The organism is Zestomonas ipomoeae, from assembly GCF_057128665.1.
Genome location: NZ_JBSKHQ010000011.1, coordinates 14,316 through 39,569 on the forward strand (window position 1 = coordinate 14,316; position 25,254 = coordinate 39,569).

The window sequence follows — 25,254 nt, forward strand, 5'->3', positions numbered from 1 at the left end:
CCTTGTCGGTGACCGACTCGCCAGGGTGCGGCGAGCGAATGGACGCGTGCGGGTCGATCCTAGCACCTCGGTCGTGGAGGCCAAGGTATCAGGCCAGCAGCTGTGACCTCGGTCAAACTTTGGCCGCTTGGCGAATCATGTCCTTCTCATGCGATGGCCTGGCGAGCCTGCCAAAAGCGCGCGTGCGGCCAGCGCTGCTCCTGAGCGTAGAGGTAGTGGCGCATGGCGCGGTATTCCTCGTAGCGCTGTTCGATCTGACGGGTGTGGCGCTGGGCCGGCTCGTCATCCTTGGCGAGCCAGCCGACGATCGCTTCGGCGGCGGCTATGCCATCTTCCAGGGCCTTGTGGATGCCGCGCGCCATCAGTGGGTCGAAGCTGCTGGCAGCGTCACCGGCGGCCAGCCAGCGCCGGCCGGCGACGCGATCCAGGCGGCAGGAGGTGGCTGGGCTGGTGAGCATGGCGGCCGGGTCGAAGCCGTAGCCCTGCAGGTTGTTGGCGGTATGGCGGGTGTCGGCCAGCAGGTTCAGCCAGCGCCGCCACTCGCCGGCTTGCAGCTGGCGCAGGCCCGGCCGGTCGCAGGCCAGGGCGATGCACAGTTGTCCATCGGGCAGGGTGGCGCGATACCACCAGCCATATTCGGCGGCTTCCAGCAGGGTCAGGCGGCTGTTGTTCGACTGGGCCGGGCAGTTGAAGAAGCCGTATACGCAGATCAGTTGATCCAGTTCGACGGGACGCGCGCCGACCAGCCGGGCGAAGCGCGCGTGGGGGCCGCTGGCGTCGATCACGTAGTCGGCATGCAGGTGCTCGAGAGGCTGCTCCGGGCCACGCAGCTCCAGGCGATAGCCTCCCTCGACGGCGGTCGCTGCACTGAGGCGGGTGCGGGTGCGCAGCTCGGCCCCCCGCGCTTGCGCGGCGTCGGCCAGCCAGCGCTCGAAGCGGCGGCGGTCCAGGTGCCAGCCTGGGCCTTGGGGGTTGCTGAGGAAGTCGTTGTAGCCGAGGTCGTCGCTGCCCCAGGCGGAGCAACTGCCCAGGCAGGGGTCGTGCTGTTGCTGGCGAAAGTCGTCCCACAGGCCGAGGCGAGCGAGCAGCAGGCGGGTGTCCGGGGGCAGGCTCTCGCCGACCCGTTGCCGGCTGTAGTCGCCGGCTTCGATCAGTTGCACGCCATCGACGCCCGCGCCGGTCAGGGCGAGGGCGGCCGCGCAGCCGGCCGGGCCGCCACCGATGATGGCGACCCGGCATCGGCTCGGTGGGCTACTGCTCATTGGTCGAGGGCGACACCGTGTTCGGCCACGGGACGACCGGGTCGCCGCCGTTGTCGAGCTTGCTCTGGACCTCCAGGTAGTAGCTGGCGCTGAACGGGCCACCGTCGGTTTTGTCGATGGCGGTGCCCTGGATCACCACGCCGATCTTGTGCCAGTGCTCGACCATGTCGATGCGCTCCTGGTAGCGCCCGACCTGGGCCGGATCGAACGGATCGGTCTTGGTGCCGGCGCCACGGACCGAGAAGCGCTGCGCCGGCAGTTTGTTGTCGGTCACGTCCTTGGCCACGTACACCGCCACCGGCCGCTGCGCCGGCCAGGACCAGTACAGGGTATTGTTGAACGCCGGCACCGGGTCCGGCTGGTGGGTGGCGCAGGAGTTGTAGTCGGTGTGCCAGGGCAGGGCCATGAACTTGGAGGCATCGCCGGGTTCCAGTCCGGGGCTGCCGGGGTTGGTGTCCACCGGGTTGTTGTCGGTCAGCGGGTTGTTCTGGATGTTCGGCGTGTAGCCGGCGGTGAGGAACGGCTGGCTGGCCACCGCCGTGCTGTAGTCCAGCGCCTTGGGCTGGATGCGGAACGGGCCGGTGCCGGAGGTCTGCCAGTTCTGCACGTACAGCGCCGGGTCGCGCACGATGAAGGTGAGGTCGATGCCGGGGCTGAAGCGTCCGCCCAGGCAGTTGACCAGCACGGCCTTGTCCAGGTACTCGCCGGCATTGAGGTTGAGCGTGCCGGTCTGGCTGTACTGCTTGCTTTCCCATTGGGTCAGGTAGAAGTACTGGGTCTTGCGCAGGGTCAGGAAGGATTGCCCGGCGTCGCCGAGGGACAGCGGCATCATGCGGCTGTTCTGCAGCTGCGAGGCGTCGTTGGGGTTACGGATGAAACCCAGGCCGCTGAGGATGGTGGTGGCCGGGTCTGTGTCCGGCTGGATTTCGTCCACCGAGGCGTGGGCGGTGCTGCCGAGCAGGCTGAGGTTGGTGTTCCACATCTGCATGGCCGAGGCGCGGAAGATCGGGAACACCTCGTCGCTGAAGGACGGTTGGTAGCTGCTCTGGAAGGCGCCGTTGCTGAACAGCGACGGCTGCAGGGCGAGGTGACGGACCCAGACGTCGTGCATGTCGTCCCACAGCGAGACGCTGTTGAGGGTTTGCGGTGCGTAGGCCGGGTCGGTGGCGGTGACCCAGGCGTGGCCCTGCACCACCTGGCTGCTGCCGTCGCTGAACTGCAGGGTGGCGTAGACCGGGCCGTCGCTGCCATCGTCGAACCAGCCGTCGTTGTCGATATCGCTGTTCAGCGCGTAGGGCTGGTTGGTGCTGGGGTCGATCATGCCGCAGGCGCGGCCGTAGCCGCCGGTGACGATGAGCCGCCCGTACTGGTCGGTCTGCAGCTCGCCGAGGGTGTCGATGGGGCCGTGGGGGCAGTCCATGTTGGGGAAGTGGTCGGCCGGATAGGACTGTGGATAGTTCGGCCACTGCACCACGCCCTTGCCATCCACCCAACTGCTGGCGGTGGTCGGCTTGTCGAAGGCCACCGGCGCCGCGTTGGCGCCGTGCACGGTGCGCGGGCCCGGATCGATGATCAGTTGGCTGAGGCGGGTGCTGTCGTTGATGTTGGAGGAGAACGGCGACATGTTGTTGCGCAGCGCCGGAGTGGCGCCGTTCTTGTAGGCATCGATGCCGTTGTCTTCGGGAATGATGTACCAGTTGGACTTCTTGTTCGCCAGGTGCACGGTCCAGACGATGTCGGTCACCGTCTTGCCGTCGACCTGGCTGCCGATGCGGATCTCCGTGCCGGTGACACCCATCGGGTAGGTCTCCGTGGCTTGCGCCGGATAGGCGTAGATCTTGAAGCGCGCGGCCTGGCGCTTGAGCGCGCCGTTGGCGTCGCGCAGGTCGGCCGAGGTGATGGTGTCGTTATCGGTGCCGGGCTTGATCGGCAGGCCACCGGTGCTGCTGCCGCTGGTATCGCCGGGAATCGGCAGGGCCGCCTGGGTATTGGGTTCCAGGTAGTACTCGCTGCTGTTGCCGACGCGGGCGAAGCCGATGGCCGGATGAATGCGGAAATTGCTCGTGCTCATGATCGGCTCCTCACTGTTTGCCCTTCTGCTTTTGCAGCCAGGCCTGGTAGTTGACGATGAAGTGCGACAGGTTCAGGTGCTTGCCCGGCACCATCTGTCCGGAGTCGCCCACGGTCACGGTCTGCACGCCGCCGTTGTGGCAGGCGAAGCAGTTGGTGTCCTGGGTGAAGGTCTCCATGGTGGTGTTGGCCAGGTCCAGCGAGCCGATCTGCTGGTCGCCGGGATTTACCGCCGCGCCGTTGGCACCGGGGATGTCGTCCTGGCCTTGGGCATTGGTGCCGGTGGTCCACTGTGCGCCGACCAACTCGTAGTTGGCCCAGATGCTGCCGCTCTGGTGCGACAGCACGCTGGCGTTGAGGCTCTGGATGTTGGCGATGTTGCCGGCATCGCCGCCGCCATAGGGCACCTGGCGACAGACGCTGACCACGCTAAGCGGGTTGTTGACGTCGAACTGGTTCTGCACTTTCACCGAGCTGTTGGGCGTGTACAGCGACCAGGGCAGGTTGCCAACCGGCGACGGCCCGGCTGTCGGCAGCGTGCTGCAGTCGGGGGCATTGGCCTTGTGCTCGAAGGTGGCCCAGATGAATTCCGGGTGGTCCTTGACCACGCCGACCACGTGGGCGCCGATCAGCGCCAGCTGCGCGCGCTTGGTCTCGCCGGTGTTGTCGCTGACGTTGCCGTCGATCACCTTCACCACGGGCACGGTCTGGTTCTCGGTATGGAAGAACTGCGACGCGTTGGGGATGAAGGTCTGGGTCGGTTTGTCGTTGTCGTCCAGGTAGGCGGCCACCCGCCAGGACAGCTTCAGCTCCAGGGTGTTGACCGGGTAGTCCTGGGTCGGCGATATGCCGGTCAGCGCGCTCAGGTCATACAGCTTGTTGGCGGTGACGAAGTCCCAGAAGTCCTGGTTCAGCAGGCCGCTGTAGTAGACGACGTTGCCGGCCTGGTCCACCAGGATCTGCTTGCCGGGGCCGGCCTGGAAGATGTGCTCGGCGTCCACCGAGCTGTCCGATTTGCCGACCCGTGCCAGCACCCGCGGTGGCTCTCCGGCGGCATGGCCTGGGTAGGCGCCGGTCGGGCCGCCGGGGCGCAACAGGTCCTTCGGATTGGCCATGGTTTCGAAATTCAGCGGCGCTCCCGAGGTGGCGGAGGACGGCTCGCCCAGCCAGAGGAACATCTGGTACGCCCACTGGTGGAAGGCGCAGTTGTTCAGCGTGCCGCTGATCGGGAACTGGTTGCCGTCGGGGAACGGTGTATTGGGAAACCAGTTGCTCAGTGCCGTGCAGTCGCTGGTCGGGGGGGCGGCCTGGGTTTCGGCGGCACTCGTGGTGCCGGCAGCCGTCAGCACCAAGGGCATCAGCAGCCAGAGCATCGTGCGTGGTCGGCGGTAGCGCGTATCCATATCGTCATCCTCAGGGCAGGCAGGGGTCATCGCCGGCTGGTCCGGCAGCCGGTGGTGGGAAGGCGGCCATACCACGGCGTGATTCGGTACGACCGAGGGAACGCACGGACACAGGGAGGAGGGAGAACGAGTCGCCGCGGGCGATGAGGTTGGTGCTGCCTTGCATGAGAGCCGTCCTGTCCTTGTACGTCCTTGAAGCGGTCGCCTGTCGGTTACCGCGTCCTGTGTCCCGAGGGCACTTCTGGCGGGGCGAACGAAACCCTCGACGAAGGGCGTCGTCTTCACCGCAGAAGGTGCGAGGGGGGTGCAGTCGGGAGAAAGGGGCTTCCGTTACCCAGTACTGCATTGCTCCTGTGATGGAACGCTAGACGTCATTTACCCAGCGTCAAGACCACCGGTCGAAACGTCGTAGGCCTGCGCCGCCGCGCCGTTTCGCTTGCCTGCGCTCAAACCCGGGCGATGGTCGCCAGGCCGGTGGCGACGATTTTCTCTTGGCCGTCGCGCACGGCGAACACGTCGGCGCGGGTGACCACCTGGCGTTGGCCAGCCTTGATCACCTCGCTGCGGCAGATCAGCTTGTCGCCCAGGGCCGGGGCCAGCAGGTTGACCTTGTATTCGGAAGTGACCACATCGCCGACCAGCGAGGCGGCTGCCCAGGCGCAGGCGCTGTCGATCATGAAACCCACCACGGCACCGTGCACGTAGCCATGGTGTTGGGTCAGCTCGCGGCGCGGGGTCACTTCCATGACGATGTTGCCGGGAGCGAAGCCGGTCAGCTCAAAGCCGATCAACTGGGCGAACGGCGAGTGCTGCAAGGCGAGTTCGAGGCGTTCGCGGGTCAGGGCGGTGGGGGCGTTCATCGGCAGGGCTCCGGATGGTGGTGGCCTTGAGCATTGGCCGGCGACGGCGCCTGCGCAATCTGCATCGAGGCAGCTGATGGCGAGCCATCAGCCCGCGCCTTGACTTGCCGGGTGGGCTTATCTAGCGTGCCGCTTTCATTTTCAGCGGCAGGAGTGGCCATGAGCGGCGCCGACGATCGAATCAAGCTGGAGCCGGGCTGGAAGGCGGCCCTGCAGGGAGAGTTCGAAAAGCCCTACATGAAGGACCTGGGCGAGTTCCTGCGCCGCGAGAAGGCGGCCGGCAAGGTGATCTTCCCGCCCGGCCCGCTGATGTTCAACGCGTTGAATTCCACGCCGCTGGATCAGGTGAAAGTGGTGATCATCGGCCAGGACCCCTATCACGGTCCGGGCCAGGCCCATGGCCTGTGCTTCTCGGTACAGCGCGGGGTGCCGGCGCCGCCGTCGCTGCAGAACATCTTCAAGGAACTCAAGCGCGACCTGAACATCGACATGCCCGCCCATGGCTGCCTGCAGAGCTGGGCCGAACAGGGTGTGCTGCTGCTCAACACCTCGCTGACCGTGGAGCAGGGCAACGCCGGCTCCCATGCGGGCAAGGGCTGGCAGCCCTTCACTGACAAGGTGATCGAGGTGGTCAGCGCCGAGCGGCCGCACCTGGTATTCCTCCTGTGGGGCGCCCATGCGCAGAGCAAGGAGCGGCTGATCGATCCGAGCAAGCACCTGGTGCTGCGCTCGCCGCATCCGTCGCCGTTATCGGCCCATCGCGGCTTCATCGGCAACGGCCATTTCGGTCGCTGCAATAAATTCCTCGTGCAACACGATCTCGCGCCCATCAACTGGCGCCTGCCGGACTGAGCCGGCCAGGCGCCGGGCTGGTTTAGTCCTTGGCTTCATCGGCATTGTGCGCGGCGGCCAGGTCGTTGGCCTTGCGCAGGTGCTCTTCGAGCTTGGGCAGGATCTCCGTGGCGAAGGCCCTCAGTTCCGGGGCGTCGTTGTCGTCGTCCTTGAGATACTCGCGGACCCGTTCGATGGTTTCTTCGTGGGCAACCACTTGGTTGTTGGCGTAGGCCTTGTTGAAGTTCTCGCCTTCGCGCCAATCGAGGATCCACTTCTTGGCCGTGGCCATCAGCGATGGATCGTCGGCGACCTCGAGGTCTTTCTGCCGGGCGATATCCTTGAGTTTCTGATTGGCCTTGGTGTGGTCGTCGATCATCATCTGAGCGAAGTCCTTGACGTCCTGCGCGGCGCTTTGCTTCAGCGCGAGCTTGGCGGTCTCGATTTCGGCAACGCCTCTGGCGGAGATGTCGTCGACGAAATCACCGGGGTCGTCGGCGTAAGCCAGCGAGGCTGCCGCACTCAGTAGCAGGGCGAAAAGGCTGGCGAAGCAGGCGGAAATCTTTTTCATTCGGCTGTCTCCCGATCTGGTCGTGATTGCGGCCGCCCGTCTGTCTCGTCCTGAAATGTCGTTGGCATCCTGTGTGTTATTGGTGGCCGAGGTCGGCGTTGCCGCCACATGGGTTGTGACGACAGGGGAAACCGAGGGTTCAACCCCAGCGGCAGGATAAAAAGAGCCCGCACGAGGCGGGCTAAAGGTGGATTCTGCTCCAGAGTCGGTAGAGCGGCTCGGCCAGGAACATCAGCAGGAACAGCCGCAACACCTGCAGCGCGGTGACCAGCGCCACCGACAATTGCAGGGCCTCGGCGGTCAGGCAGAGCTCGGTGATGCCGCCTGGCATCATGCCCAGGACCAGCGACAGTCGGTCCTCGGCGAGCAGCCAGCCGAGGCCGGCGCCCAGCAGTCCGGCGCCGAGCATCGCCAGCACGGTGAACAGCAGCACCCGGGCGAGAAAGCCCGGTGCGCTGCGAAAGAACGGCCGGTCGAAATGACAGCCCAGCGAGCAGCCGATCAGCCACTGGCCGACCTCGCCGGCGCCGCTCGGTAAACCGATCCGCAGATCGAAGCTGGCGCTGGCCGCTGCGCACACCAGCAGCGGGCCGAGCATCCAGGGGTTGGGCTGGCCGAGGCGCTTCCACAGCAGTGCCAGTCCTGCGCCGCCCGGTAGCAGCAGCGCCAGCCAGGCCCAGTCCACCGGTGCCGCGCTCGGCGCGGGCAGCGGTGGCAGGCTCCAGGTGAACAGCGCCGGAATCAGCAGCACCACCAGCAGCAGGCGCAGGCTGTGGGCGGCGGCGACCCGTGCCGGCTGGGCCTCGTGACGCAAGGCCAGGTTGACCATCTCGCTGGCGCCACCCGGCATGCTGGAGAAGAACGCCGTGGCGCGATCGACGCCGCCCTGGCGCAGCACGACGATGCCGATCAGCGCGAGCAGCAGGGTACCGATCGCGCCGGCGAGGATCACCGGGAAGTGCACCAGCACCTGTTGCAACACCTCGGCCGTGAAATGCAGGCCGATACCACTGGCCACCAGCCATTGACCGGCCGACCGGCCGTGGGGCACTTCCGTCAGCAGCCATCCGCTGCAACGCGCCAGGATTACCGCCAACAGCGCGCCGGTCATCCACGGCAGCGGCCAGCCGGCCAGGCTGGCGAGCCAGCCGCCGGCGGCGCCGACCAGCGGCGTGGCCAGCCAGGCTTTAGGCATGGGCCGGCTTCACCCTGGCCCGTGCCCGCCACCAGCGCATCGCCGGCAACGCGGCCATCAGGGCCACCAGTGCCCAGAGCGCCAGGGTGATCGGGCTGCCCCAGAGAATGCCCAGCTCGCCGTTGGAGATCGACAGGGCGCGGCGCAAGTTGTCTTCCATCAGCTCGCCGAGCACGAAGCCGAGGATCAGCGAAGACAGCGGGAAGTCCAGCTTGCGCAGCAGATAGCCGAACACGCCGAGGCCGATCATCAGCACCAGGTCGAAGGTGGTGCTGTGCACGGCATAGACGCCCACCAGGCTGACCATGGTGATCGCCGGCACCAGGATCCAGTTGGGCACGCTGAGCATGCGGGCGAACACGCCGACCAGCGGGATGTTCATAACCAGCAGTATCACATTGCAGATGAACAGCGAGGCGATCAGCCCCCAGACCACGTCGGGCTGCTGCTCGAACAACAGCGGGCCGGGGGTGATGTTGTACAGCGTCAGCGCGCCGATCATCACAGCGGTGGTTCCGGAGCCGGGCACGCCGAGGGTCAGCATGGGAATCAGCGAGCCGCAGGCCGAGGCATTGTTGGCCGCTTCCGGGGCCGCCACGCCGCGCAGGTCGCCTTCGCCGAAGCGGCCGCTGGCACCGGCCATGCGTTTCTCGGTCATGTAGGTGACGGCGCTGGCGATGGTCGCCCCGGCGCCCGGCAGGGTGCCGATGACGAAGCCGGACACCGCGCTGCGCAGGGTGGTCCAGAAGGTCTGGCCGAACTCCTTGAGGCTGAACAGCATGCGCCCGCTGGCCTTTACGGCCTTCTGCCCGCTATGGGTATTTTCCAGCATCAGCAGGATCTCGCTGACGCTGAACAGGCCGATCACCACGATCACGAACTGAATGCCGTCGGACAGGCTGACGCTGCCGAAGGTGAAGCGGTAGACGCCGGTGGTGGCGTCCACCCCGACGGTGGCCAGGCCCAGGCCGATCAAGGCAGACAGCAGCGTCTTCACCGGCTTGTCGCCGACCATGCCGCCCAGGCAGGCGATGGCGAACACCATCAGCACGAAATATTCCGCCGGCCCGAAGGCCACCGCCCATTGCGCCAGCAGCGGCGCGAACAGCACCACGCCGCAGGTGGCGACGATGCTGCCGATGAACGAGCTGACCGCCGACAGCGACAGGGCGATGCCGGCCTTGCCCTGGCGCGCCAGCGGGTAGCCGTCGAGGGTGGTCATGATGGCCGCGGCATCGCCTGGCACATTGAGCAGGATCGCGGAAATACGCCCACCGTATTCGCAGCCGAGGTAGACGGCGGCCAGCAGGATCAGCGCGGTTTCCGGCGGCAGGCCGAGGGCGAAGGCCAGCGGCAGCAGGATCGCCACGCCGTTGATCGGGCCGAGGCCCGGCAGCAGGCCGACCACGGTGCCGACGAAGGCGCCGAACATCGCCACCAGCATGTTCTGTGGGCGCAGGGCGACATCGAAGCCCTGGGCCAGGAAGTTCAGGGTATCCATCTCAGTTCTCCAGGATTTCCAGCACGCCGAGCGGCAGTGGAATGTCCAACAGCAAATCGAACAGACCGAACAGCGCCAGCGCCAGCAGCGCACCGCTGATGGCGCTGTACAGCGGTCGGCCGTTGAACAGCACGCCGAGCACGAAACCCGCCAGCGCGGTGCTGAGCACGAAACCGAGCGGTTCGAACAGCAGCGCGTAGGCCAGCAGGGCCAGCACGCAGAGGCCGACCTTGCGTGCCAGCCACCAGTCGATGGCGGGAGTGGCCTCGCCGCTGGGATTGACCAGCAGCCACAGCGAGCCGGCGGCCATCAGCGCGAGCAGCAGCAGGGGGTAGGCGCGCGGGCCGACCGGGTCATAGGCGAAGGGTGCCTGGAAGCCCCAGGCGAGCACCGCCAGGCCGGCGCAGACGAGCAGCCAGGCCGCGGCAAAAAGGCGGACGTACATGGTGGTTATCCTCGGGGAGTCGTGCCCTCTCACGCCGGGAGAGAGGCAGGGGAGGGGAGCGGCGGCTCCCCCCGTGCAGGGTTACTGCACCAGGCCGAATTCGCCGGCCAGCGCCTTGTATTGCTCGACCTGCTTGAGCACGAAGCTCTTCAGCTCGTCGCCGGTCATGGTCAGCGGGAACAGGTCGCGCTGCTCGCGCAACTGGGCGAAGTCTTCGCTGGCGAGCAGCGTGTCGAACTGGCCTTTCCACCAGTTGAACTGCTCTTCGCTGACCTCCGGGCCCATGTAGAAGCCGCGGATCACCGGCCAGCTGATGTCGTAGCCCTGCTCCTTGGCGGTGGGCAGGTCGGACAGTTTGCCCGGCAGGCGCTCGTCGGAGAGCACGGCAAGCACGCGGACCTTGCCGGCGGCGAGTTGCGGGGTGACTTCGCCCAGCCCGCTGCTGGTGACCTGCACGTGGCCGCCGAGCATCGCGGTGAGGGTTTCGCCGCCGCCTTCGAAGGCGACGTAGCGCAGCTTCTGCGGGTCGATGCCGGCGGCGCGGGCGATCAGCGCGGTCTGCATCCAGTCCTGGCCGCCAATGGTGGCACCGGCGCCGAATACCACGCTGCCGGGATCTTTCTTCAGCGCTTGCACCAGGTCGTCGAGGGTCTTGTAGGGCGAGTCGGCGCGCACCGAGATGGCGCCGTAGTCGGTGCCGATGCCGGCCAGCCATTTCACCGCACTTTCGTCGTAGCGGCCGAACTTGCCTTGCGCCAGGTTCAGCAGCGAGCCGGAGGAGAACGCCACGATGGTGCCCGGATCGTCGGCACGCTGGGCCACCACCGCGTTGTAGGCCACCGCACCGACGCCGCCGGGCATGTAGGTGACGCGCATAGGTGCCTTGAGCAGGCCGGAGTCCTTCAGGCCGCTCTGGGCCAGCTTGCAGGTCAGGTCGAAGCCGCCGCCGGGCTTGGCCGGAGCGATGCATTCTGGACGTTTGGGTTCGGCAGCGAGCAGTTGGCCGGCGAACAGCAGGCAGGTGGCGCCCAAGGCGACGCGGGTGAAGGCTGATTTCATGGTGGTTCTCCTGGAGTTGTTATTGTGGGCTAACACGAAGCGACCGGCTGGTGCCGGCGGAAATTGGCGGTGCCTTGGCAACAACGACAGGCGAGGGCCTGGGAGCGGTAGGCGGTGATCACCGTTGTTGTTGTCGGGAAGCGCACCACCGCTTCCGTCTGGGAATGGCTTCTGACCATCCTGGCTTCGATGCTAGGCGGGCAAGCTTTCGGCAACCTTTCAGCCATCGCGGCAGTCAGTGGGGCGGCGCGGGCCATGCTCGCGAACAGGCCTGAAGGCAGGCGGGGAGCGCAGGCAAAACGCCGTCAGCTTTGTGCCCGCGGGCATGGCCCGCCCCTGCAGGCAGCTCCGAGGTACACTTCCGCCATCCTGAAGCGCGCGGTGGAGGTACGGGTGCGAATTCTGCTGGTCGAAGATCATCCCCAGTTGGCGGCCAGCGTCGCCCAGGCGCTGCAAGGCGCCGGCTGGACGGTGGACGTGCTGCACGACGGCGTTGCCGCCGATCTGGCCCTGGCCAGCGAGGACTACGCCCTGGCCATCCTCGATATCGGCCTGCCGCGGCTGGACGGCTTCCAGGTGCTGGCGCGCCTGCGCGACCGCGGCAAGACCCTGCCGGTACTGATGCTGACCGCCCGTGGCGAGGTGAAGGACCGGGTGCACGGATTGAACCTGGGCGCCGACGACTATCTGGCCAAGCCCTTCGAGCTGGACGAACTGGAGGCGCGGGTCAAGGCGCTGCTGCGCCGCTCGCGTCTCGGTGGCGAGCACCAGCAGCGCTGCGGCGCGCTGGTCTACGATCTCGATACCCGCCGCTTTACCCTTGCGGATGCACCTCTCAGCCTTACCTCGCGCGAACAGGCGGTGCTGGAGGCGCTGATCGCCCGCCCCGGCCGGGTGATGAACAAGGATCAATTGGCCGCCCAGGTATTTGGCCTGGACGAGGAGGCCAGCGCCGACGCCATCGAAATCTACATCCATCGCCTACGCAAGAAGCTGGAAGGCAGCGCCGTGCGCATCGTCACCTTCCGCGGCCTCGGTTATCTGCTGGAGGCAGCCGGTGACTGAAGCCGGCAGCTTGCGCGGGCGGCTGCTGCGGCGCCTGGCCGCCTTGCTGGCAGTACTGCTGCTGATCAGCGGCTGGAGCGCCTATCTCAATGGTCGCGCTGCCGCGGATACCGCCTACGACCGCACCCTGCTGGCCTCGGCGCGGGCGATTGCCGAGCGCCTGACGGTTCACAACGGTCACCTGGAAGTCAGCGTGCCCTACGTGGCGCTGGACGCCTTCGCCTACGACAGCGCCGGGCGGGTCTACTACCAGGTGAACGATATCGACGGCCGGCCAGTCGCCGGCGGCTATGAAGACCTGCCGCCGCCACCGCCGGGCAGCAAGCGCACCGACGACTACCCGGCGCTGGCGCACTTCTACGACGGCGAGTACCAGGGGCAGGGCGTGCGCGTGGTCAGCCTGGCTCAGCCGATCAGCGAGCCCGAGCTGACCGGCATGGCGGAGATTCGCGTGGCCGAGACCCAGGGAGCACGGGAGCGCATGGCCCAGGGGCTGCTCAAGGACACGCTGTGGCGGCTGGGTCTGCTGGCGCTGGGGGCGCTGCTGCTGGTGTGGCTGGCGGTGAGCGCGGCGCTGCGCCCACTCGGGCGGCTGAGCGACGCGGTGGAGGAGCGGCGACCGGATGACCTGCGGCCATTGCCGCTGCTCAGCATCCAGCGCGAGCTCAAACCGCTGGTACAGGCGCTGAACCATTTCACCGAGCGCCTGCGCGGCCAGTTCGAGCGTCAGGCACAGTTCATCGCCGACGCTTCCCATGAGCTGCGTACGCCGCTGGCGGCCCTCAAGGCCCGCATCGAGCTGGGGCTGCGCGAACGCGAGCCGGCGCAGTGGCGCGCAACGCTGGAAGAGGCGGCGCAGAACACCGAGCGGCTGACCCAACTGGCCAACCAGTTGCTGTCCCTGGCGCGGGTGGAAAGTGGTGCCCGCGCCATCGCCGAGGGCGGCGCACAGCAAGTCGATCTCAGCCAGTTGGCTCGCGAGCTGGGCATGGCCCTGGCGCCCCTGGCGCACAAACGCGGCGTGTCCCTGGCGCTGGAGGCGGAGCGGCCAGTGTGGTTGCGTGGCGAGCCGACGCTGCTCAATGAATTGCTGTGCAACCTGGTGGACAACGCTCTGGCCCACACCCCCGCTGGCGGCAATGTGATCCTGCGGGTGCTGCAGCCGGGCGTGCTGGAAGTCGAGGATGATGGCCCCGGCATCCCTGCAGAGGAGCGGGAGAAAGTCTTCGAGCGCTTCTATCGACGCAATCCGCAGGGCGGCGGAGCCGGCCTCGGCCTGGCCATCGTCGGGGAAATCTGTCGTGCCCATCTGGCCGCCATCAGCCTGCACGACGGCGCCAGCGGCGGCCTGCGTGTGCGGGTCGAGTTTCCCAGTGAGCCGGATGAACTATAGGTAGCGGCCGCTACTCCGCCAGGCCGACCGGGTCCTGGATTTCCAGCAGATACTGGGCGATCTTGCCGCTCTGGCGCAGGGTGGCCAGGCCGTGGTTGAAGCGGCGAATGCGCTCGGCGTTTTCCGGAATCTTGCGTGACAGCATCAGGTGCAACGGGTCGCTGCGCAGCGGCCGGGGATGGAAGCTCAGTTGTACCCGTTCGGCACCACTGAAGTGCTCGTAGAGCATGGCGAAGGCCACCACCTTGTCCATCGGGAACAGGTCGGCACGCCCGGCCAGCAACTGGCGCAGGCACAGCTCGTCGCTGGTCATGCGCCGCACCTGCAGGCGACCGTCGGCCTCGGCCTGCTGGAAGGGTTGGCCGTAGTTGTAGTCGAGGGTGGCGCAGATGCGCTGGCCTTTGAGGTCGTCGACGGTCTGCCAGTCCAGCGTCCGGCCCTTGCGGTGGAACAGGTAGTAGCCGCTTTCCACCACCGGGTCGCTGATATAGAAAGCCTGCTCGCGCTCCGGGCTATACAGCCAGACCGCCGTGCCGTCACGCTGGCCGCGTTCGGCCATGCGCAGCGAGCGTGCCCAGGGATAGAACTCCCAGCGCACCTCGATGCCTTCCAGGGCGAAAGCCTCGGCGACGATGCGCGAAGCCACGCCGTTGTGCGGCAGTTGCTCACCCAGGTAAGGCGGCCATTCGCCGTTAGTGATGCGCACCTGCTCGGCGTGAGCCGAACAGGTTAAAAGCGCGAACAAAAGCAGCAGTAGGCGCATAGCGACTCCGCCCGGAAACTGCCCTGATTCCACGGGTAGCGCCGGGTCTGCTCCAGACTATTGCAACATGCTCATGGCCGCCTCCATGGCAGCCGAGAGGTCCTCGTCGGCCTGCATGTCGACGCTCGGGTCCAGGCCCAGCTTGGCGAAGGCGGGAATCTGGCTCCAGTCCAGCTTGGTGAAGGGGTGCTCGCTGCCCAGGTAGCTCTGCAGGGTGGCGACCTGGACGATGTCCACGTAGTCCACCTTCGGCGAGTTGCGGGTGAAGTCCAGGTACTGGCCGGGCACCATGGCGATGGGCTCGGGGAACTCCCAGGTGCGCAGGATCTTGTCGCCGATGATCGGGTGGATCTGCTCGATCACATGGTTGAGGCTGATGGAGTCGGCGAGCAGTTCGTTATGCTCCTCGGCATAGGTGAGGATCGGCAGCACGCCGATCTGGTGCACCAGTCCGGCGAGGGTTGCCTGGTCCGGCATCAGCCGGGTGTAGTGGCGGCACAGGACATGGCAGATGCCGGCGATTTCGGTGCTTTTGTTCCACACCTCGCGCATCTTGCGGTCCACCACGTCGGACGTGGCCTGGAACATCTGCTCCATGGCCAGGCCGGTGGCCAGGTTGCAGGTGTAGTTGATGCCCAGGCGGCTGATGGCCATCTGCACATCGGTGATTTCCTTGTTGGTGCGCAGCAGCGGGCTGTTCACCACCTTGATGATGCGCGCGGTCAGCGCCGCGTCGTTGCTGATCACCTTGCTCAGCGCCGGAATGCTGATGTCCGGGTCTTCCGCCGCTTCGCGTACCTTCAGGGCGACTTCCGGCAGGGTCGGCAGCACCAGCTCGTCGTTGTCGATGGCTTGGGTCAGTTCTTGTAGGACTTTGTCGGCGAGTTTGCTCATGAGAATTCCCGTTGCGTAGGCGTCGGCCTGAATAGTTTAGTCAGCGCTGGATTTCGCGGTCGGCGTCCAGCGTATACGGCAGGTCCAGCAGGCTCAGCGGCGCGCCTTGCGCCTCCCCAAGGTAAATACGGCCGTCCGCCACGGCGTCCTCCTGCAGCACGGCGAGCAGCTCGACGCCCTGTTCGGCCTGGGCGGCCAGTACCACCTCGCCAACGCTGCTGCCATGCACCGGGGAGAACAGCTCGGTGGCTGGCGCCGGCGCGCTGTCCGTCGCCAGGCCGAGGCGATACAGGCGGCGCTTGAGCTTGCCCAGGTACTGCATGCGCGCGACGATCTCCTGGCCGGTATAGCAGCCTTTCTTGAAGCTGACGCCACCAACCGCTTGCAGGTTGATCATCTGCGGGATGAACAGCTCGCGGGTCGCCGCGAACACCTGGCCGATGCCGGCGCGTACCTGGGCCAGCAGCCAGGCGTTCAGCGGCGCTTCGGGCAGGTGCGCGGCCAGACGGTTGTGCAAGGTGACGGCTTCGGCGGCCGGTGCCCAGAGTTCGGCGCGGCCATCGGCGAGCCGCAAGGCGATCAGACCGTTGCCCCGTACAACGCTGTCGGCGCTGTGCGGCAGGTCCAGACCCAGGCCAACCAGTGCACCATCGCCACCGGCAAGGCCGAAACGCACCCAGGCGTCACTTTCGTCGCCCAGCTGGGACTTGGAGAACACGGCGTATTTCTTCAGCTCGGCCAGTTGGGCTTCAAGCAGGTCGCCGGCCATGGCCAGCAGGAAACCGTTGCCCTCGGCGAGCAGGCGGAAGCTCGACAGCATGCGCCCTTTGGGCGTACAGCGGGCCCCCAGGCTGGTGGTCTGCTCGTTCAGGTAGTTGAGGTTGCAGGTCAGTTGACCCTGGAGGAATTTGCCGGCGTCGGGGCCGCGTACGGCGAGCACGCCTTCATGGGAGAGCGGACAGAAGAAAGCGGAATCGGCCATTCAAGGAATCGCTGGAATGAAATCGGGCTCCCATCATAGGGCCCGACCTACGACTTGTCAGCGGTGACGGGTGCCTGGCGGCGGTGCTATGCCGCTATAATGCCGGCCTCTCACAAGGAGCCGCGCCATGGCCGACGAAACCGAACTGAACCGACTCTATTGGCACAGCCGCCGCGGCATGCTGGAGCTGGATGTATTGCTGGTGCCTTTCGTCAAGGAAGTCTACGCCCAGCTCGACGCCGACGATCAGGCGCGCTATCGCAAGCTGCTGCAATGCGAAGATCAGGATATGTTCGGCTGGTTCATGCAGCGCGGCGAGCCGGAAGACCCCGATCTCCAGCGCATGGTCAGGATGATCCTCGACCGCGTCCAGCCGAAAAGCTGAACCCTCCCACGTCACGGACGACGTTCATGTCACGACAGCCCATCGAAGCGCTGGAATGCTATTGGCAGCCGTCGCGCCAGCTCCTTTGGCTGTACCTGCTGGCGCTTGGCCTGGCGCTGCTCGGCGTATGGCTGGCGCAGATGCCCTGGTGGGCGCGTGGTCTCGGTGTCGGCGCGTGTCTGGCGCATGCGCTCTGGCATCTGCCTCGACATATTCTGCTCAACCATCCGAGCGCCTTCACCGGTCTGCGCCACGACGCCGACGGCTGGCAACTGTTCAGTGCGGGCGCGGGCTGGCAGCGCGTACAGTTGTGTCGGGATAGCCTGGCGCTGCCGGTGGCGGTGATCCTGCGCTTTCGTCTGGCCGGAGAGCGACGGGTGCGCGGCCTCTGCGTGCCGCGGGATGCCCTGGCGCGGGATGTTCATCGACGTCTGCGGGTGCGCCTGAAGTTCAGCCGCAATAGGTGGGCGGCACCAGAATAGTGTCACGCGCCTCTGCCAGCAGCTCCGGGTAGTCCAGGGTGTAGTGCAGGCCCCGGCTCTCGTGGCGCTGCATGGCCGAGTGAATCATCAGCTCGGCGACCTGGGCCAGATTGCGCAGCTCGATCAGGTCGCGGCTGACCTTGTAGTTGCTATAGAACTCGTCGATTTCGCTGAGCAGCAGCTTGACCCGGTGCTCGGCGCGCTGCAGGCGCTTGTTGGTCCTGACGATGCCCACATAGTCCCACATGAAGCGGCGCAGCTCGTCCCAGTTGTGGGCGATGATCACGTCCTCGTCGGAATCGGTCACCTGGCTGGCATCCCACTCCGGCAGGTGCTTTGGCATCGACACCTGGGCCAGCTGTTCGACGATGTTCGCCGTCGCCGAGCGCGCATAGACGAAGCATTCCAGCAGCGAGTTGCTGGCCATGCGGTTGGCGCCGTGCAGTCCGGTGAAGCTGGTTTCGCCAATGGCATACAGGCCGGGCACGTCGCTGAGACCGTTGCGATCCACCACTACGCCGCCGCAGGTGTAGTGGGCGGCCGGTACGACCGGAATGGGCTCGCGGGTGATGTCGATGCCGAAGCTCAGGCAGCGTTCGTACACAGTGGGGAAGTGCGCCTTGATGAATTCCGCCGGCTTGTGGCTGATGTCCAGGTAGACGCAGTCGATACCCAGACGCTTCATCTCGTGGTCGATGGCTCGGGCGACGATGTCCCGCGGCGCCAGTTCCGCGCGCGGATCGAAGTGTTGCATGAAGCGCTTGCCGTTCGGCAGCTTGAGCAGGCCGCCCTCGCCACGTACGGCTTCGGTGATCAGAAAGCTCTTGGCCTGAGGGTGGTACAGGCAGGTGGGGTGGAACTGGTTGAATTCCAGGTTGCCGACCCGGCAGCCGGCCCGCCAGGCCATGGCGATACCATCGCCACAGGCACCGTCCGGATTGCTGGTATAGAGGTAGACCTTGGCCGCGCCGCCGCAGGCCAGCACGGTGAAGCGCGCGCCATAGGTGTCGACTTCGCCGCTTTCCCGGTTCAGCACGTAGGCGCCCAGGCAGCGCTGGCCAGGCAGGCCGAGCTTGCGTTCGGTAATCAGGTCGACTGCTACCCGCTGCTCCAGCAGTTCGATGTTGGGGCGCTGGCGAGCCTGTTCCAGCAAGGTGTTGAAGATGGCTGCGCCGGTGGCGTCGGCGGCGTGAATGATTCTTCTGTGACTATGTCCGCCTTCGCGGGTCAGATGGTATTCGAAGCCGCTGTCTTCGGAGTCGCTCTTGCTGTCGCGGGTGAACGGCACGCCCTGGTCGATCAGCCACTGGATCGCTTCCCGGCTATGTTCGACGGTAAAGCGCACCGCGTCTTCATGGCAGAGGCCGCCGCCCGCGTTGAGCGTATCTTCGACATGGGACTCGATGCTGTCGGCGGTGTCCAATACCGCAGCGACGCCACCCTGGGCCCAGAATGTGGAACCATTGGACAGGTCGCCTTTGCTCAGTACCGCGATGCGCAGGTCGCTCGGCAGGGTCAGGGCCAGGGTCAGGCCGGCAGCACCGCTGCCGATAACCAGAACATCGTGCTGATAGTATTGGCTCATGTCGGAATCCGAATAAAACGCTTTCTAGTATATCGGCGGGCCGGTTTGCACAATAGCCGGCTTATGACCCAGTGCGGTACTCGGGAACTTTTTTAGTCGTTCAGGTTCCATAGAGGTTTCATAACCAAGAGAAAGAGCCGATTGCTTAACATTGGGCGCCATCCGTTGTGTCGGCGACAAGATTGGTTTGCGCAATCGACGGCAGGTCGGTTGGCGCGATTGCCTGCGGAATCGACGGACTTCCGCGGGACGCTAGCTGGGAGGGGAGAACTTTTGAGCAATACCCTAGTCTATTTGGGCAGGAAGATCCGCTGGCTGGCGCCGCACCCCTTGGGGCTCGACGAGGAGTGTTCATGCTAACCCAGGAAGAGGATCAGCAGCTGGTTGAACGCGTACAGAGCGGTGACCGTCGGGCCTTCGATCTGTTGGTGCTGAAGTATCAGCATAAGATCCTCGGGTTGATCGTGCGTTTCGTGCACGACACCCACGAGGCCCAGGACGTCGCCCAGGAGGCCTTCATCAAGGCCTATCGTGCGCTTGGGAACTTTCGCGGCGACAGCGCTTTCTATACGTGGCTGTACCGCATCGCCATCAATACGGCGAAGAATCACCTGGTGGCGCGTGGACGGCGTCCACCTGACAGCGATGTGAGTGCCGGAGATGCGGAGTTCTACGATGGCGATCACGCCCTCAAGGACATCGAATCCCCCGAGCGCTCGCTGCTGCGGGATGAAATCGAGGCCACCGTGCATCGGAGCATCCAGCAGTTGCCTGAGGACCTGCGTACGGCGCTGACGCTGCGCGAGTTCGACGGCTTGAGTTACGAGGACATTGCCAGCGTCATGCAGTGTCCGGTCGGAACGGTCCGTTCGCGTATCTTTCGCGCGCGTGAAGCAATTGATAAAGCCCTGCAGCCCTTGTTGCAGGAAACCTGAGACAGCGGCGATAGCCAAGAGAGGAACGCCATGAGTCGTGAAGCCCTGCATGAATCGCTGTCCGCGGTGATGGATAACGAAGCGGACGAGTTGGAGTTGCGTCGTGTGCTCGCCGCGAGTGACGACCCTGAAATGAGATCGACCTGGTCGCGCTACCAGATCGCTCGTGCGGCCATGCACAAGGATCTGCTCGAGCCGCGCCTGGATATTGCTTCGGCAGTATCGGCCGCGCTCGCCGACGAGGCAGCGCCGGTGCGCGCGCCCCGTGGCCCCTGGCGTGCCTTCGGCCGCATGGCGGTCGCCGCGTCGGTGACCTTGGCAGTGCTGGCTGGCGTGCGGCTCTACAACCAGGACGATACCGCTGTGGTCGAGCAACTGGCCCAGCAGTCTGCTCAGCAGCCGGCCTTGACCGTGCCGCAGGTGCAGACACCGGCATTGCTGGCCGGTTACAGTGAAGGCCTCGAACAGGCGCGTGTCTTGCCGGCGGAAGCTAGTGGTCAGGCTCAGTCGAGCTGGCATGAGCAACGCCTGCCGGTTTATCTGCGTCAGCATGCGCAGCAGGCCGCGATGAGCGGAAGTGAGGGGGCGGCATTGCCTTATGCTCGCGCTGCAAGCCTGGAAGTCGCCAAATAACCGCATCGAGTGGTCGATGGCGAAGAGTGATTTGCAAACGGGTAGGCTTGTCATTGAATGAACATTCCTGCCCGCCCTTTGATTCCCCTGGCGCGCAAGGCCTGCGGTAGTCTCTTTATGGCTCGCTAAGGAGGTTTATGCGCGCTATTTTTCCGTGCCTTTTTCTTGCCGGCTGGCTTGCGCTGCCTGCCCAGGCTGCCGATGCGCAAAGCTGGTTGAGTCGTCTGGCTCAAGCGCAGCAGGAAAGCTTTCAAGGCACCTTCGTCTATGAACGAAACGGCAGCTTCTCCACCCATAGCATCTGGCACCAAGTCTCTAAGGACGGCGATGTCCGCGAGCGTCTTTTGCAGTTGGATGGGTCCCCCCAAGAGGTGGTGCGGGTGAATGGCGCGCCTCAGTGCGTCAGCGGCAGCCTGGCCGACCAGGTGGCCGACGGTCCGGCGTGGACTGCCCGGAACCTGGACCCCAAGCAGTTGCAGGCTTGGTACGACATCCGTCTCATCGGTGAGTCGCGCGTAGCCGGTCGTGCTGCAGTAGTACTGGCGGTCCTGCCGAAGGATCAGCACCGTTACGGCTTCGAATTGCACCTCGATCGGGAAACGGCTCTGCCGCTCAAGTCCTTGATGCTGAACGAGAAAGGCCAGTTGCTCGAACGCCTGCAGTTTACTCGGCTGGAGACTTCCGGAGAGCTCGCTGACGAGTTGCTGCAACCGGGAAGTACCTGCGGCGCCGTGCACTTTGCCGAGGCTCGGGCACTTGCTCCTGATGCATGGCGTTCCGAGTGGCTGCCGCCAGGGTTCAGCCTGACCCGTATGCTCGAGCGACGCAGTCCCGCATCGTCTGAACCGATCGCCTACCTCATGTATGGCGATGGGTTGGCCCGCTTCTCGGTGTTCCTGGAGCCGTTGCACGGAGCCGTGATCGAGGACGCGCGTAGCCAGCTGGGGCCAACTGTGGTGGTCTCCAAGCGCATGTCCACCGCAGATGGCGATATCATGGTGACCGTGGTCGGCGAGATACCCCTGGGGACTGCCGAACGCGTTGCGTTATCGATGCGATCCGGAGAGGCACAGGCGGCACAATGATCGAAGAGCAGGGGCGAGTGGTGGCGGTGGAGCCTGGCGCTGTCTGGGTGGAAACGCTTCGCAAGAGTACCTGCTCGAGTTGTTCTGCCAACGCCGGCTGTGGCCAAGGTTTGATGGATCGGCTGGGTGTAGAGGGGCGGCGAGGCTACGTGCGTGCAGTCTGTGATCTGAACCTTGATGTCGGCGACAGGGTGGTGATCGGGGTGCGTGAAGACCTATTGGTCCGCGGTTCCCTGCTGGTCTATCTGCTGCCCTTGCTGGGGCTTTTCTCTGCTGCACTTCTTGCGGATAACCTCTCCCTGGGTGAGGTTCCGGTCATCCTGTCCGGGTTGGGCGGCTTTGCCCTGTCCTGGCTGTTGGTCCGTTGGCGCAGCGGGCGCACGGCGGACGATCCTGCGTTACAACCAGTTGTACTACGTGCTCTGCTCGGCGAGGCCGTTGGCCTGGCTTGAGTTTCACTTCGTTGGTTTCAGATGGGGGAAAGTATGCTGATACCTAAACTAAAGTCGTATTTGGTCGCGGCGTTGTTGCTCGGGCAGGCGATGGCTGCCCAGGCACAGCTTCCGGATTTCACTCCTCTGGTGGAGCAGGCTTCCCCTGCCGTGGTGAACATCAGTACTCGGCAGAAGGTTCCGGCGCGTGTGGCCAGCGGCTCGCAGATGCCGGACCTGGAGGGTTTGCCGCCCATTTTCCGTGAGTTCTTCGAGCACGGCATTCCCCAGGTGCCGCGCAACCCGGGCGGTCGCCAGCGCGAAGTGCAGTCGCTGGGTTCGGGGTTCATCATCTCCGACGACGGTTACGTGCTGACCAACAACCATGTGGTGGCCGATGCGGACGAGATCATCGTGCGCCTGCCCGACCGCAGTGAGCTGGAAGCGAAGCTGATCGGTGCCGATCCGCGCACCGATGTGGCGCTGCTGAAGATCGAGGCAAAAGACCTGCCGACCGTGCGCTTGGGCAAGTCGGTGGACTTGAAGGTTGGCGAATGGGTATTGGCCATCGGCTCACCCTTCGGCTTCGACCATTCGGTGACCGCCGGCATCGTCAGCGCCAAAGGGCGCAACCTGCCTAACGAAAGCTACGTGCCGTTCATCCAGACCGATGTGGCCATCAACCCGGGTAACTCCGGCGGGCCGCTGTTCAACCTGGAAGGCGAAGTGGTCGGCATCAACTCGCAGATATTCACCCGCTCGGGCGGTTTCATGGGGCTTTCTTTCGCCATTCCGATCGATGTCGCGATGGATGTGGCCAATCAGTTGAAAACCGAGGGCAAGGTCAATCGTGGCTGGTTGGGCGTGGTAATCCAGGAGGTGAATCGCGATCTCGCCGAGTCGTTCGGCCTGGAACGCCCGGCAGGCGCGCTGGTCGCCCAGGTGCTCGAAGAGGGGCCGGCAGCCAAGGGTGGCTTGCAGGTGGGGGATGTGATCCTCAGCCTGAATGGGGAGCCGATCATCATGTCGGCCGATCTGCCGCATCGGGTCGGACGTCTCAAGCCGGGCAGCAAGGCCCGGCTCGACGTCGTGCGTGACGGCTCGCGCAAGACGCTGACCGTGACCATCGGTGCGCTACCGGAGGACGGTGAGGAAATCTCGCCCACGGGCGCGGAAGGTCCGGAGCGCAGCAGCAATCGCCTGGGTGTGACGGTAGTCGAACTCAGCGACGAGCAGAAGAAGGCGCTGGACATTCCTGGCGGTGTGGTGATCAAGGAAGTGCTGGATGGGCCGGCGGCGCTGATCGGCCTGCGCCCTGGCGATGTCATCACTCACCTGAATAACCAGGCTATCGATTCGGCCAAGACCTTCACCAAGGTTGCCCAAGAGCTGCCGAAGAATCGCTCGGTGTCCATGCGCGTGCTGCGCCAGGGCAGGGCCAGTTTCATTACCTTCAAACTGGCGGAGTGAAGCGCGGCGCGTCACTGAAAGAGGGCGGTGCTACCGCCCTCTTTTACGTTGGTCGGGCGACACCTGGACGTGACGCTTGATGGCTCCATCGGGTACACTTGCGGGCTATTTTTCGGCGGGCAGTCTGCCTGCGGCCTTTTTGAGTGTTGATCCGTGAGTGACCTGAGTCATATCCGCAATTTCTCCATCATCGCCCACATCGATCATGGCAAGTCGACCCTGGCTGACCGCTTCATCCAGATCTGCGGCGGTTTGACCGAGCGCGAAATGGAAGCCCAAGTGCTCGATTCCATGGATCTGGAGCGCGAGCGCGGCATCACCATCAAGGCTCACAGCGTCACGCTTTACTACAAGGCACGTGACGGCAAGACCTACCAGCTCAACTTCATCGACACCCCCGGCCACGTCGACTTCACCTACGAGGTCAGCCGCTCCCTGGCTGCCTGCGAAGGGGCGTTGCTGGTGGTCGATGCCGGCCAGGGCGTCGAGGCCCAGTCGGTCGCCAACTGCTACACCGCCATCGAGCAAGGCCTGGAAGTGATGCCGGTGCTGAACAAGATGGATTTGCCCCAGGCCGAGCCTGAGCGGGTCAAGGAGGAGATCGAACATATCATCGGCATCGACGCCACCGATGCCGTCGCCTGCAGTGCCAAGAGCGGGATGGGCGTGGAGGATGTACTGGAGCGCCTGGTTGCGGTAATTCCGCCACCAACCGGCGAGATCGAAGCACCCTTGCAGGCGCTGATCATCGACTCCTGGTTCGATAATTACCTGGGCGTGGTCTCCCTGGTGCGCGTGCGCCATGGTCGTATCAAGAAGGGTGACAAAGTGCTGGTCAAGTCTACCGGCAAGGTGCACCAAGTGGACAGCGTCGGGGTGTTCAACCCTAAGCTCACCAGCACCGAAGATCTCAAGGCCGGCGAAGTGGGTTTCATCGTCGCCGGTATCAAGGACATCCACGGCGCCCCGGTGGGCGATACCCTGACGCTGTCGAGCACGCCGGATGTGGCGATGCTGCCGGGGTTCAAGCGGGTCAAGCCGCAGGTCTACGCAGGGCTGTTCCCGGTCAGTTCCGATGACTTCGAGGACTTCCGCGAGGCCCTGCAGAAGCTCACGCTCAACGATGCCGCATTGCAGTACGAGCCGGAAAGCTCCGATGCCCTGGGCTTCGGCTTCCGCATCGGCTTCCTCGGCATGCTCCATATGGAGATCATCCAGGAGCGCCTGGAGCGCGAGTACGACCTGGACCTGATCACCACGGCGCCGACGGTGGTGTTCGAAGTGGTGCTGAAGAACGGCGAGACGCTCTACGTCGACAACCCGTCCAAGTTGCCCGACCTGGCTTCGATCGAAGACATGCGCGAACCCATTGTTCGCGCGAATATCCTGGTGCCCCAGGAGCACTTGGGTAATGTCATCACCCTGTGCATTGAAAAGCGCGGCGTGCAGCGCGACATGCAGTTCCTCGGCAATCAGGTCCAGGTTTCCTATGACCTGCCGATGAACGAGGTGGTGCTCGATTTCTTCGACCGACTGAAGTCGGTCAGTCGCGGCTATGCATCGCTGGACTACAGCTTCGATCGTTTCCAGTCCGCCAACCTGGTGAAGCTCGATGTGCTCATCAATGGCGAGAAGGTGGACGCCCTGGCCCTGATCGTGCACCGTGACCGGGCGCACTACAAGGGGCGTGCGCTGACTGAGAAGATGAAGGAACTGATCCCGCGGCAAATGTTCGATGTGGCAATCCAGGCCGCGATAGGCGGGCAGATCGTCGCCCGGACTACCGTCAAGGCCCTCAGGAAGAACGTACTGGCCAAGTGCTATGGTGGCGATGTGAGCCGTAAGCGCAAGTTGCTGGAAAAGCAGAAGGCCGGTAAAAAAAGGATGAAGCAGGTCGGTAGCGTGGAGATCCCGCAGGAAGCCTTCCTCGCTGTGCTCAAGGTGGACAGCTAAG

The 25,254-nt window shown here is 65.0% G+C and carries 24 protein-coding genes; 11 read left to right on the forward strand and 13 right to left on the reverse strand.

Annotation, left to right across the window (positions count from 1 at the left end):
- Positions 1-146: 146 nt before the first annotated feature.
- The 4 genes from ACWKV7_RS13255 to ACWKV7_RS13270 all read right to left on the reverse strand — a co-directional run bounded on the left by ACWKV7_RS13255 (position 147) and on the right by ACWKV7_RS13270 (position 5,595).
- The gene (locus tag ACWKV7_RS13255) at positions 147-1,262 is read right to left on the reverse strand and encodes an FAD-dependent oxidoreductase (RefSeq protein WP_483858151.1); all 1,116 of its coding nucleotides are present in this window, start codon (positions 1,260-1,262) and stop codon (positions 147-149) included.
- Positions 1,252-3,333: a LodA/GoxA family CTQ-dependent oxidase gene (locus tag ACWKV7_RS13260; RefSeq protein WP_483858152.1), complete on the reverse strand. Its 2,082-nt coding sequence runs from the start codon at positions 3,331-3,333 to the stop codon at positions 1,252-1,254. Before ACWKV7_RS13260 ends, ACWKV7_RS13255 begins: the two co-directional genes overlap by 11 nt.
- Before the next feature lie 10 nt (positions 3,334-3,343).
- Positions 3,344-4,735, reverse strand: coding sequence for a hypothetical protein (locus ACWKV7_RS13265; protein WP_483858153.1), 1,392 nt, complete (start codon positions 4,733-4,735; stop codon positions 3,344-3,346).
- 446 nt (positions 4,736-5,181) lie between these two features.
- The gene (locus tag ACWKV7_RS13270) at positions 5,182-5,595 is read right to left on the reverse strand and encodes a PaaI family thioesterase (protein WP_483858154.1); all 414 of its coding nucleotides are present in this window, start codon (positions 5,593-5,595) and stop codon (positions 5,182-5,184) included.
- Positions 5,596-5,754: 159 nt separating this feature from the next.
- Here ACWKV7_RS13270 and ung point away from each other — a divergent pair, with 159 nt between their 5' ends.
- Positions 5,755-6,447, forward strand: a complete 693-nt coding sequence (gene ung, locus ACWKV7_RS13275; RefSeq protein ID WP_483858155.1) for a uracil-DNA glycosylase — start codon at positions 5,755-5,757, stop codon at positions 6,445-6,447.
- 22 nt (positions 6,448-6,469) lie between these two features.
- Here ung and ACWKV7_RS13280 read toward each other — a convergent pair whose 3' ends face one another.
- From ACWKV7_RS13280 to ACWKV7_RS13300, 5 genes are all read right to left on the reverse strand, one after another.
- Positions 6,470-6,997, reverse strand: a complete 528-nt coding sequence (locus tag ACWKV7_RS13280) for a DUF4142 domain-containing protein (RefSeq protein WP_483858156.1) — start codon at positions 6,995-6,997, stop codon at positions 6,470-6,472.
- Positions 6,998-7,178: 181 nt separating this feature from the next.
- Positions 7,179-8,192: an AbrB family transcriptional regulator gene (locus tag ACWKV7_RS13285; RefSeq protein ID WP_483858157.1), complete on the reverse strand. Its 1,014-nt coding sequence runs from the start codon at positions 8,190-8,192 to the stop codon at positions 7,179-7,181.
- Positions 8,185-9,693, reverse strand: a complete 1,509-nt coding sequence (locus tag ACWKV7_RS13290; protein ID WP_483858158.1) for a tripartite tricarboxylate transporter permease — start codon at positions 9,691-9,693, stop codon at positions 8,185-8,187. The genes ACWKV7_RS13285 and ACWKV7_RS13290 overlap by 8 nt, the downstream gene beginning before the upstream one ends.
- A gap of 1 nt (position 9,694) precedes the next feature.
- Positions 9,695-10,138 carry a tripartite tricarboxylate transporter TctB family protein gene (locus ACWKV7_RS13295; protein WP_483858159.1) on the reverse strand — a complete coding sequence of 148 codons (444 nt, stop codon included), beginning with the start codon at positions 10,136-10,138 and terminating at the stop codon, positions 9,695-9,697.
- 81 nt (positions 10,139-10,219) lie between these two features.
- The gene (locus ACWKV7_RS13300; RefSeq protein ID WP_483858160.1) at positions 10,220-11,197 is read right to left on the reverse strand and encodes a Bug family tripartite tricarboxylate transporter substrate binding protein; all 978 of its coding nucleotides are present in this window, start codon (positions 11,195-11,197) and stop codon (positions 10,220-10,222) included.
- A gap of 393 nt (positions 11,198-11,590) precedes the next feature.
- Here ACWKV7_RS13300 and ACWKV7_RS13305 point away from each other — a divergent pair, with 393 nt between their 5' ends.
- On the forward strand, positions 11,591-12,262 hold the full coding sequence (locus ACWKV7_RS13305; protein ID WP_483858161.1) for a response regulator: 672 nt from the start codon (positions 11,591-11,593) through the stop codon (positions 12,260-12,262).
- Positions 12,255-13,655: a sensor histidine kinase gene (locus ACWKV7_RS13310; protein ID WP_483858162.1), complete on the forward strand. Its 1,401-nt coding sequence runs from the start codon at positions 12,255-12,257 to the stop codon at positions 13,653-13,655. Before ACWKV7_RS13305 ends, ACWKV7_RS13310 begins: the two co-directional genes overlap by 8 nt.
- Positions 13,656-13,665: 10 nt before the next feature.
- On the opposite strand, the gene ACWKV7_RS13315 is transcribed toward ACWKV7_RS13310, so the two are convergent.
- The 3 genes from ACWKV7_RS13315 to ygfZ are packed head-to-tail and all read right to left on the reverse strand — an operon-like array spanning position 13,666 to position 16,294.
- The gene (locus tag ACWKV7_RS13315; protein WP_483858163.1) at positions 13,666-14,418 is read right to left on the reverse strand and encodes a substrate-binding periplasmic protein; all 753 of its coding nucleotides are present in this window, start codon (positions 14,416-14,418) and stop codon (positions 13,666-13,668) included.
- A 57-nt stretch (positions 14,419-14,475) separates the two neighbouring features.
- Positions 14,476-15,312 carry an HDOD domain-containing protein gene (locus ACWKV7_RS13320; RefSeq protein ID WP_483858164.1) on the reverse strand — a complete coding sequence of 279 codons (837 nt, stop codon included), beginning with the start codon at positions 15,310-15,312 and terminating at the stop codon, positions 14,476-14,478.
- Between the two features lie 40 nt (positions 15,313-15,352).
- A complete protein-coding gene (gene ygfZ, locus ACWKV7_RS13325; RefSeq protein ID WP_483858165.1) occupies positions 15,353-16,294 on the reverse strand; it encodes a CAF17-like 4Fe-4S cluster assembly/insertion protein YgfZ in 942 nt (313 codons plus the stop codon).
- A gap of 127 nt (positions 16,295-16,421) precedes the next feature.
- Here ygfZ and ACWKV7_RS13330 point away from each other — a divergent pair, with 127 nt between their 5' ends.
- A complete protein-coding gene (locus tag ACWKV7_RS13330) occupies positions 16,422-16,679 on the forward strand; it encodes an FAD assembly factor SdhE (protein WP_483858166.1) in 258 nt (85 codons plus the stop codon).
- A gap of 26 nt (positions 16,680-16,705) precedes the next feature.
- Entirely contained in the window at positions 16,706-17,161 is a 456-nt protein-coding gene (locus tag ACWKV7_RS13335) for a protein YgfX (protein ID WP_483858167.1), read from the forward strand.
- Here ACWKV7_RS13335 and nadB read toward each other — a convergent pair.
- Entirely contained in the window at positions 17,130-18,746 is a 1,617-nt protein-coding gene (nadB, locus tag ACWKV7_RS13340) for an L-aspartate oxidase (RefSeq protein WP_483858168.1), read from the reverse strand. The two genes, ACWKV7_RS13335 and nadB, sit on opposite strands and share 32 nt — an antisense overlap.
- Positions 18,747-19,099: 353 nt before the next feature.
- Between nadB and rpoE the strand changes: the two genes are divergently transcribed.
- The 6 genes from rpoE to lepA all read left to right on the forward strand — a co-directional run bounded on the left by rpoE (position 19,100) and on the right by lepA (position 25,253).
- Positions 19,100-19,681, forward strand: coding sequence for an RNA polymerase sigma factor RpoE/AlgU (rpoE, locus tag ACWKV7_RS13345; protein ID WP_483858169.1), 582 nt, complete (start codon positions 19,100-19,102; stop codon positions 19,679-19,681).
- A 30-nt stretch (positions 19,682-19,711) separates the two neighbouring features.
- Positions 19,712-20,314, forward strand: a complete 603-nt coding sequence (locus tag ACWKV7_RS13350) for a sigma-E factor negative regulatory protein (protein WP_483858170.1) — start codon at positions 19,712-19,714, stop codon at positions 20,312-20,314.
- Positions 20,315-20,451: 137 nt separating this feature from the next.
- Positions 20,452-21,399, forward strand: a complete 948-nt coding sequence (locus ACWKV7_RS13355) for a MucB/RseB C-terminal domain-containing protein (RefSeq protein WP_483858171.1) — start codon at positions 20,452-20,454, stop codon at positions 21,397-21,399.
- Entirely contained in the window at positions 21,396-21,851 is a 456-nt protein-coding gene (locus ACWKV7_RS13360; RefSeq protein ID WP_483858172.1) for a SoxR reducing system RseC family protein, read from the forward strand. Before ACWKV7_RS13355 ends, ACWKV7_RS13360 begins: the two co-directional genes overlap by 4 nt.
- A gap of 39 nt (positions 21,852-21,890) precedes the next feature.
- A complete protein-coding gene (locus ACWKV7_RS13365) occupies positions 21,891-23,300 on the forward strand; it encodes a DegQ family serine endoprotease (protein WP_487249213.1) in 1,410 nt (469 codons plus the stop codon).
- Positions 23,301-23,453: 153 nt separating this feature from the next.
- Positions 23,454-25,253 carry a translation elongation factor 4 gene (gene lepA, locus ACWKV7_RS13370; protein WP_483858174.1) on the forward strand — a complete coding sequence of 600 codons (1,800 nt, stop codon included), beginning with the start codon at positions 23,454-23,456 and terminating at the stop codon, positions 25,251-25,253.
- Position 25,254 lies beyond the last annotated feature (1 nt).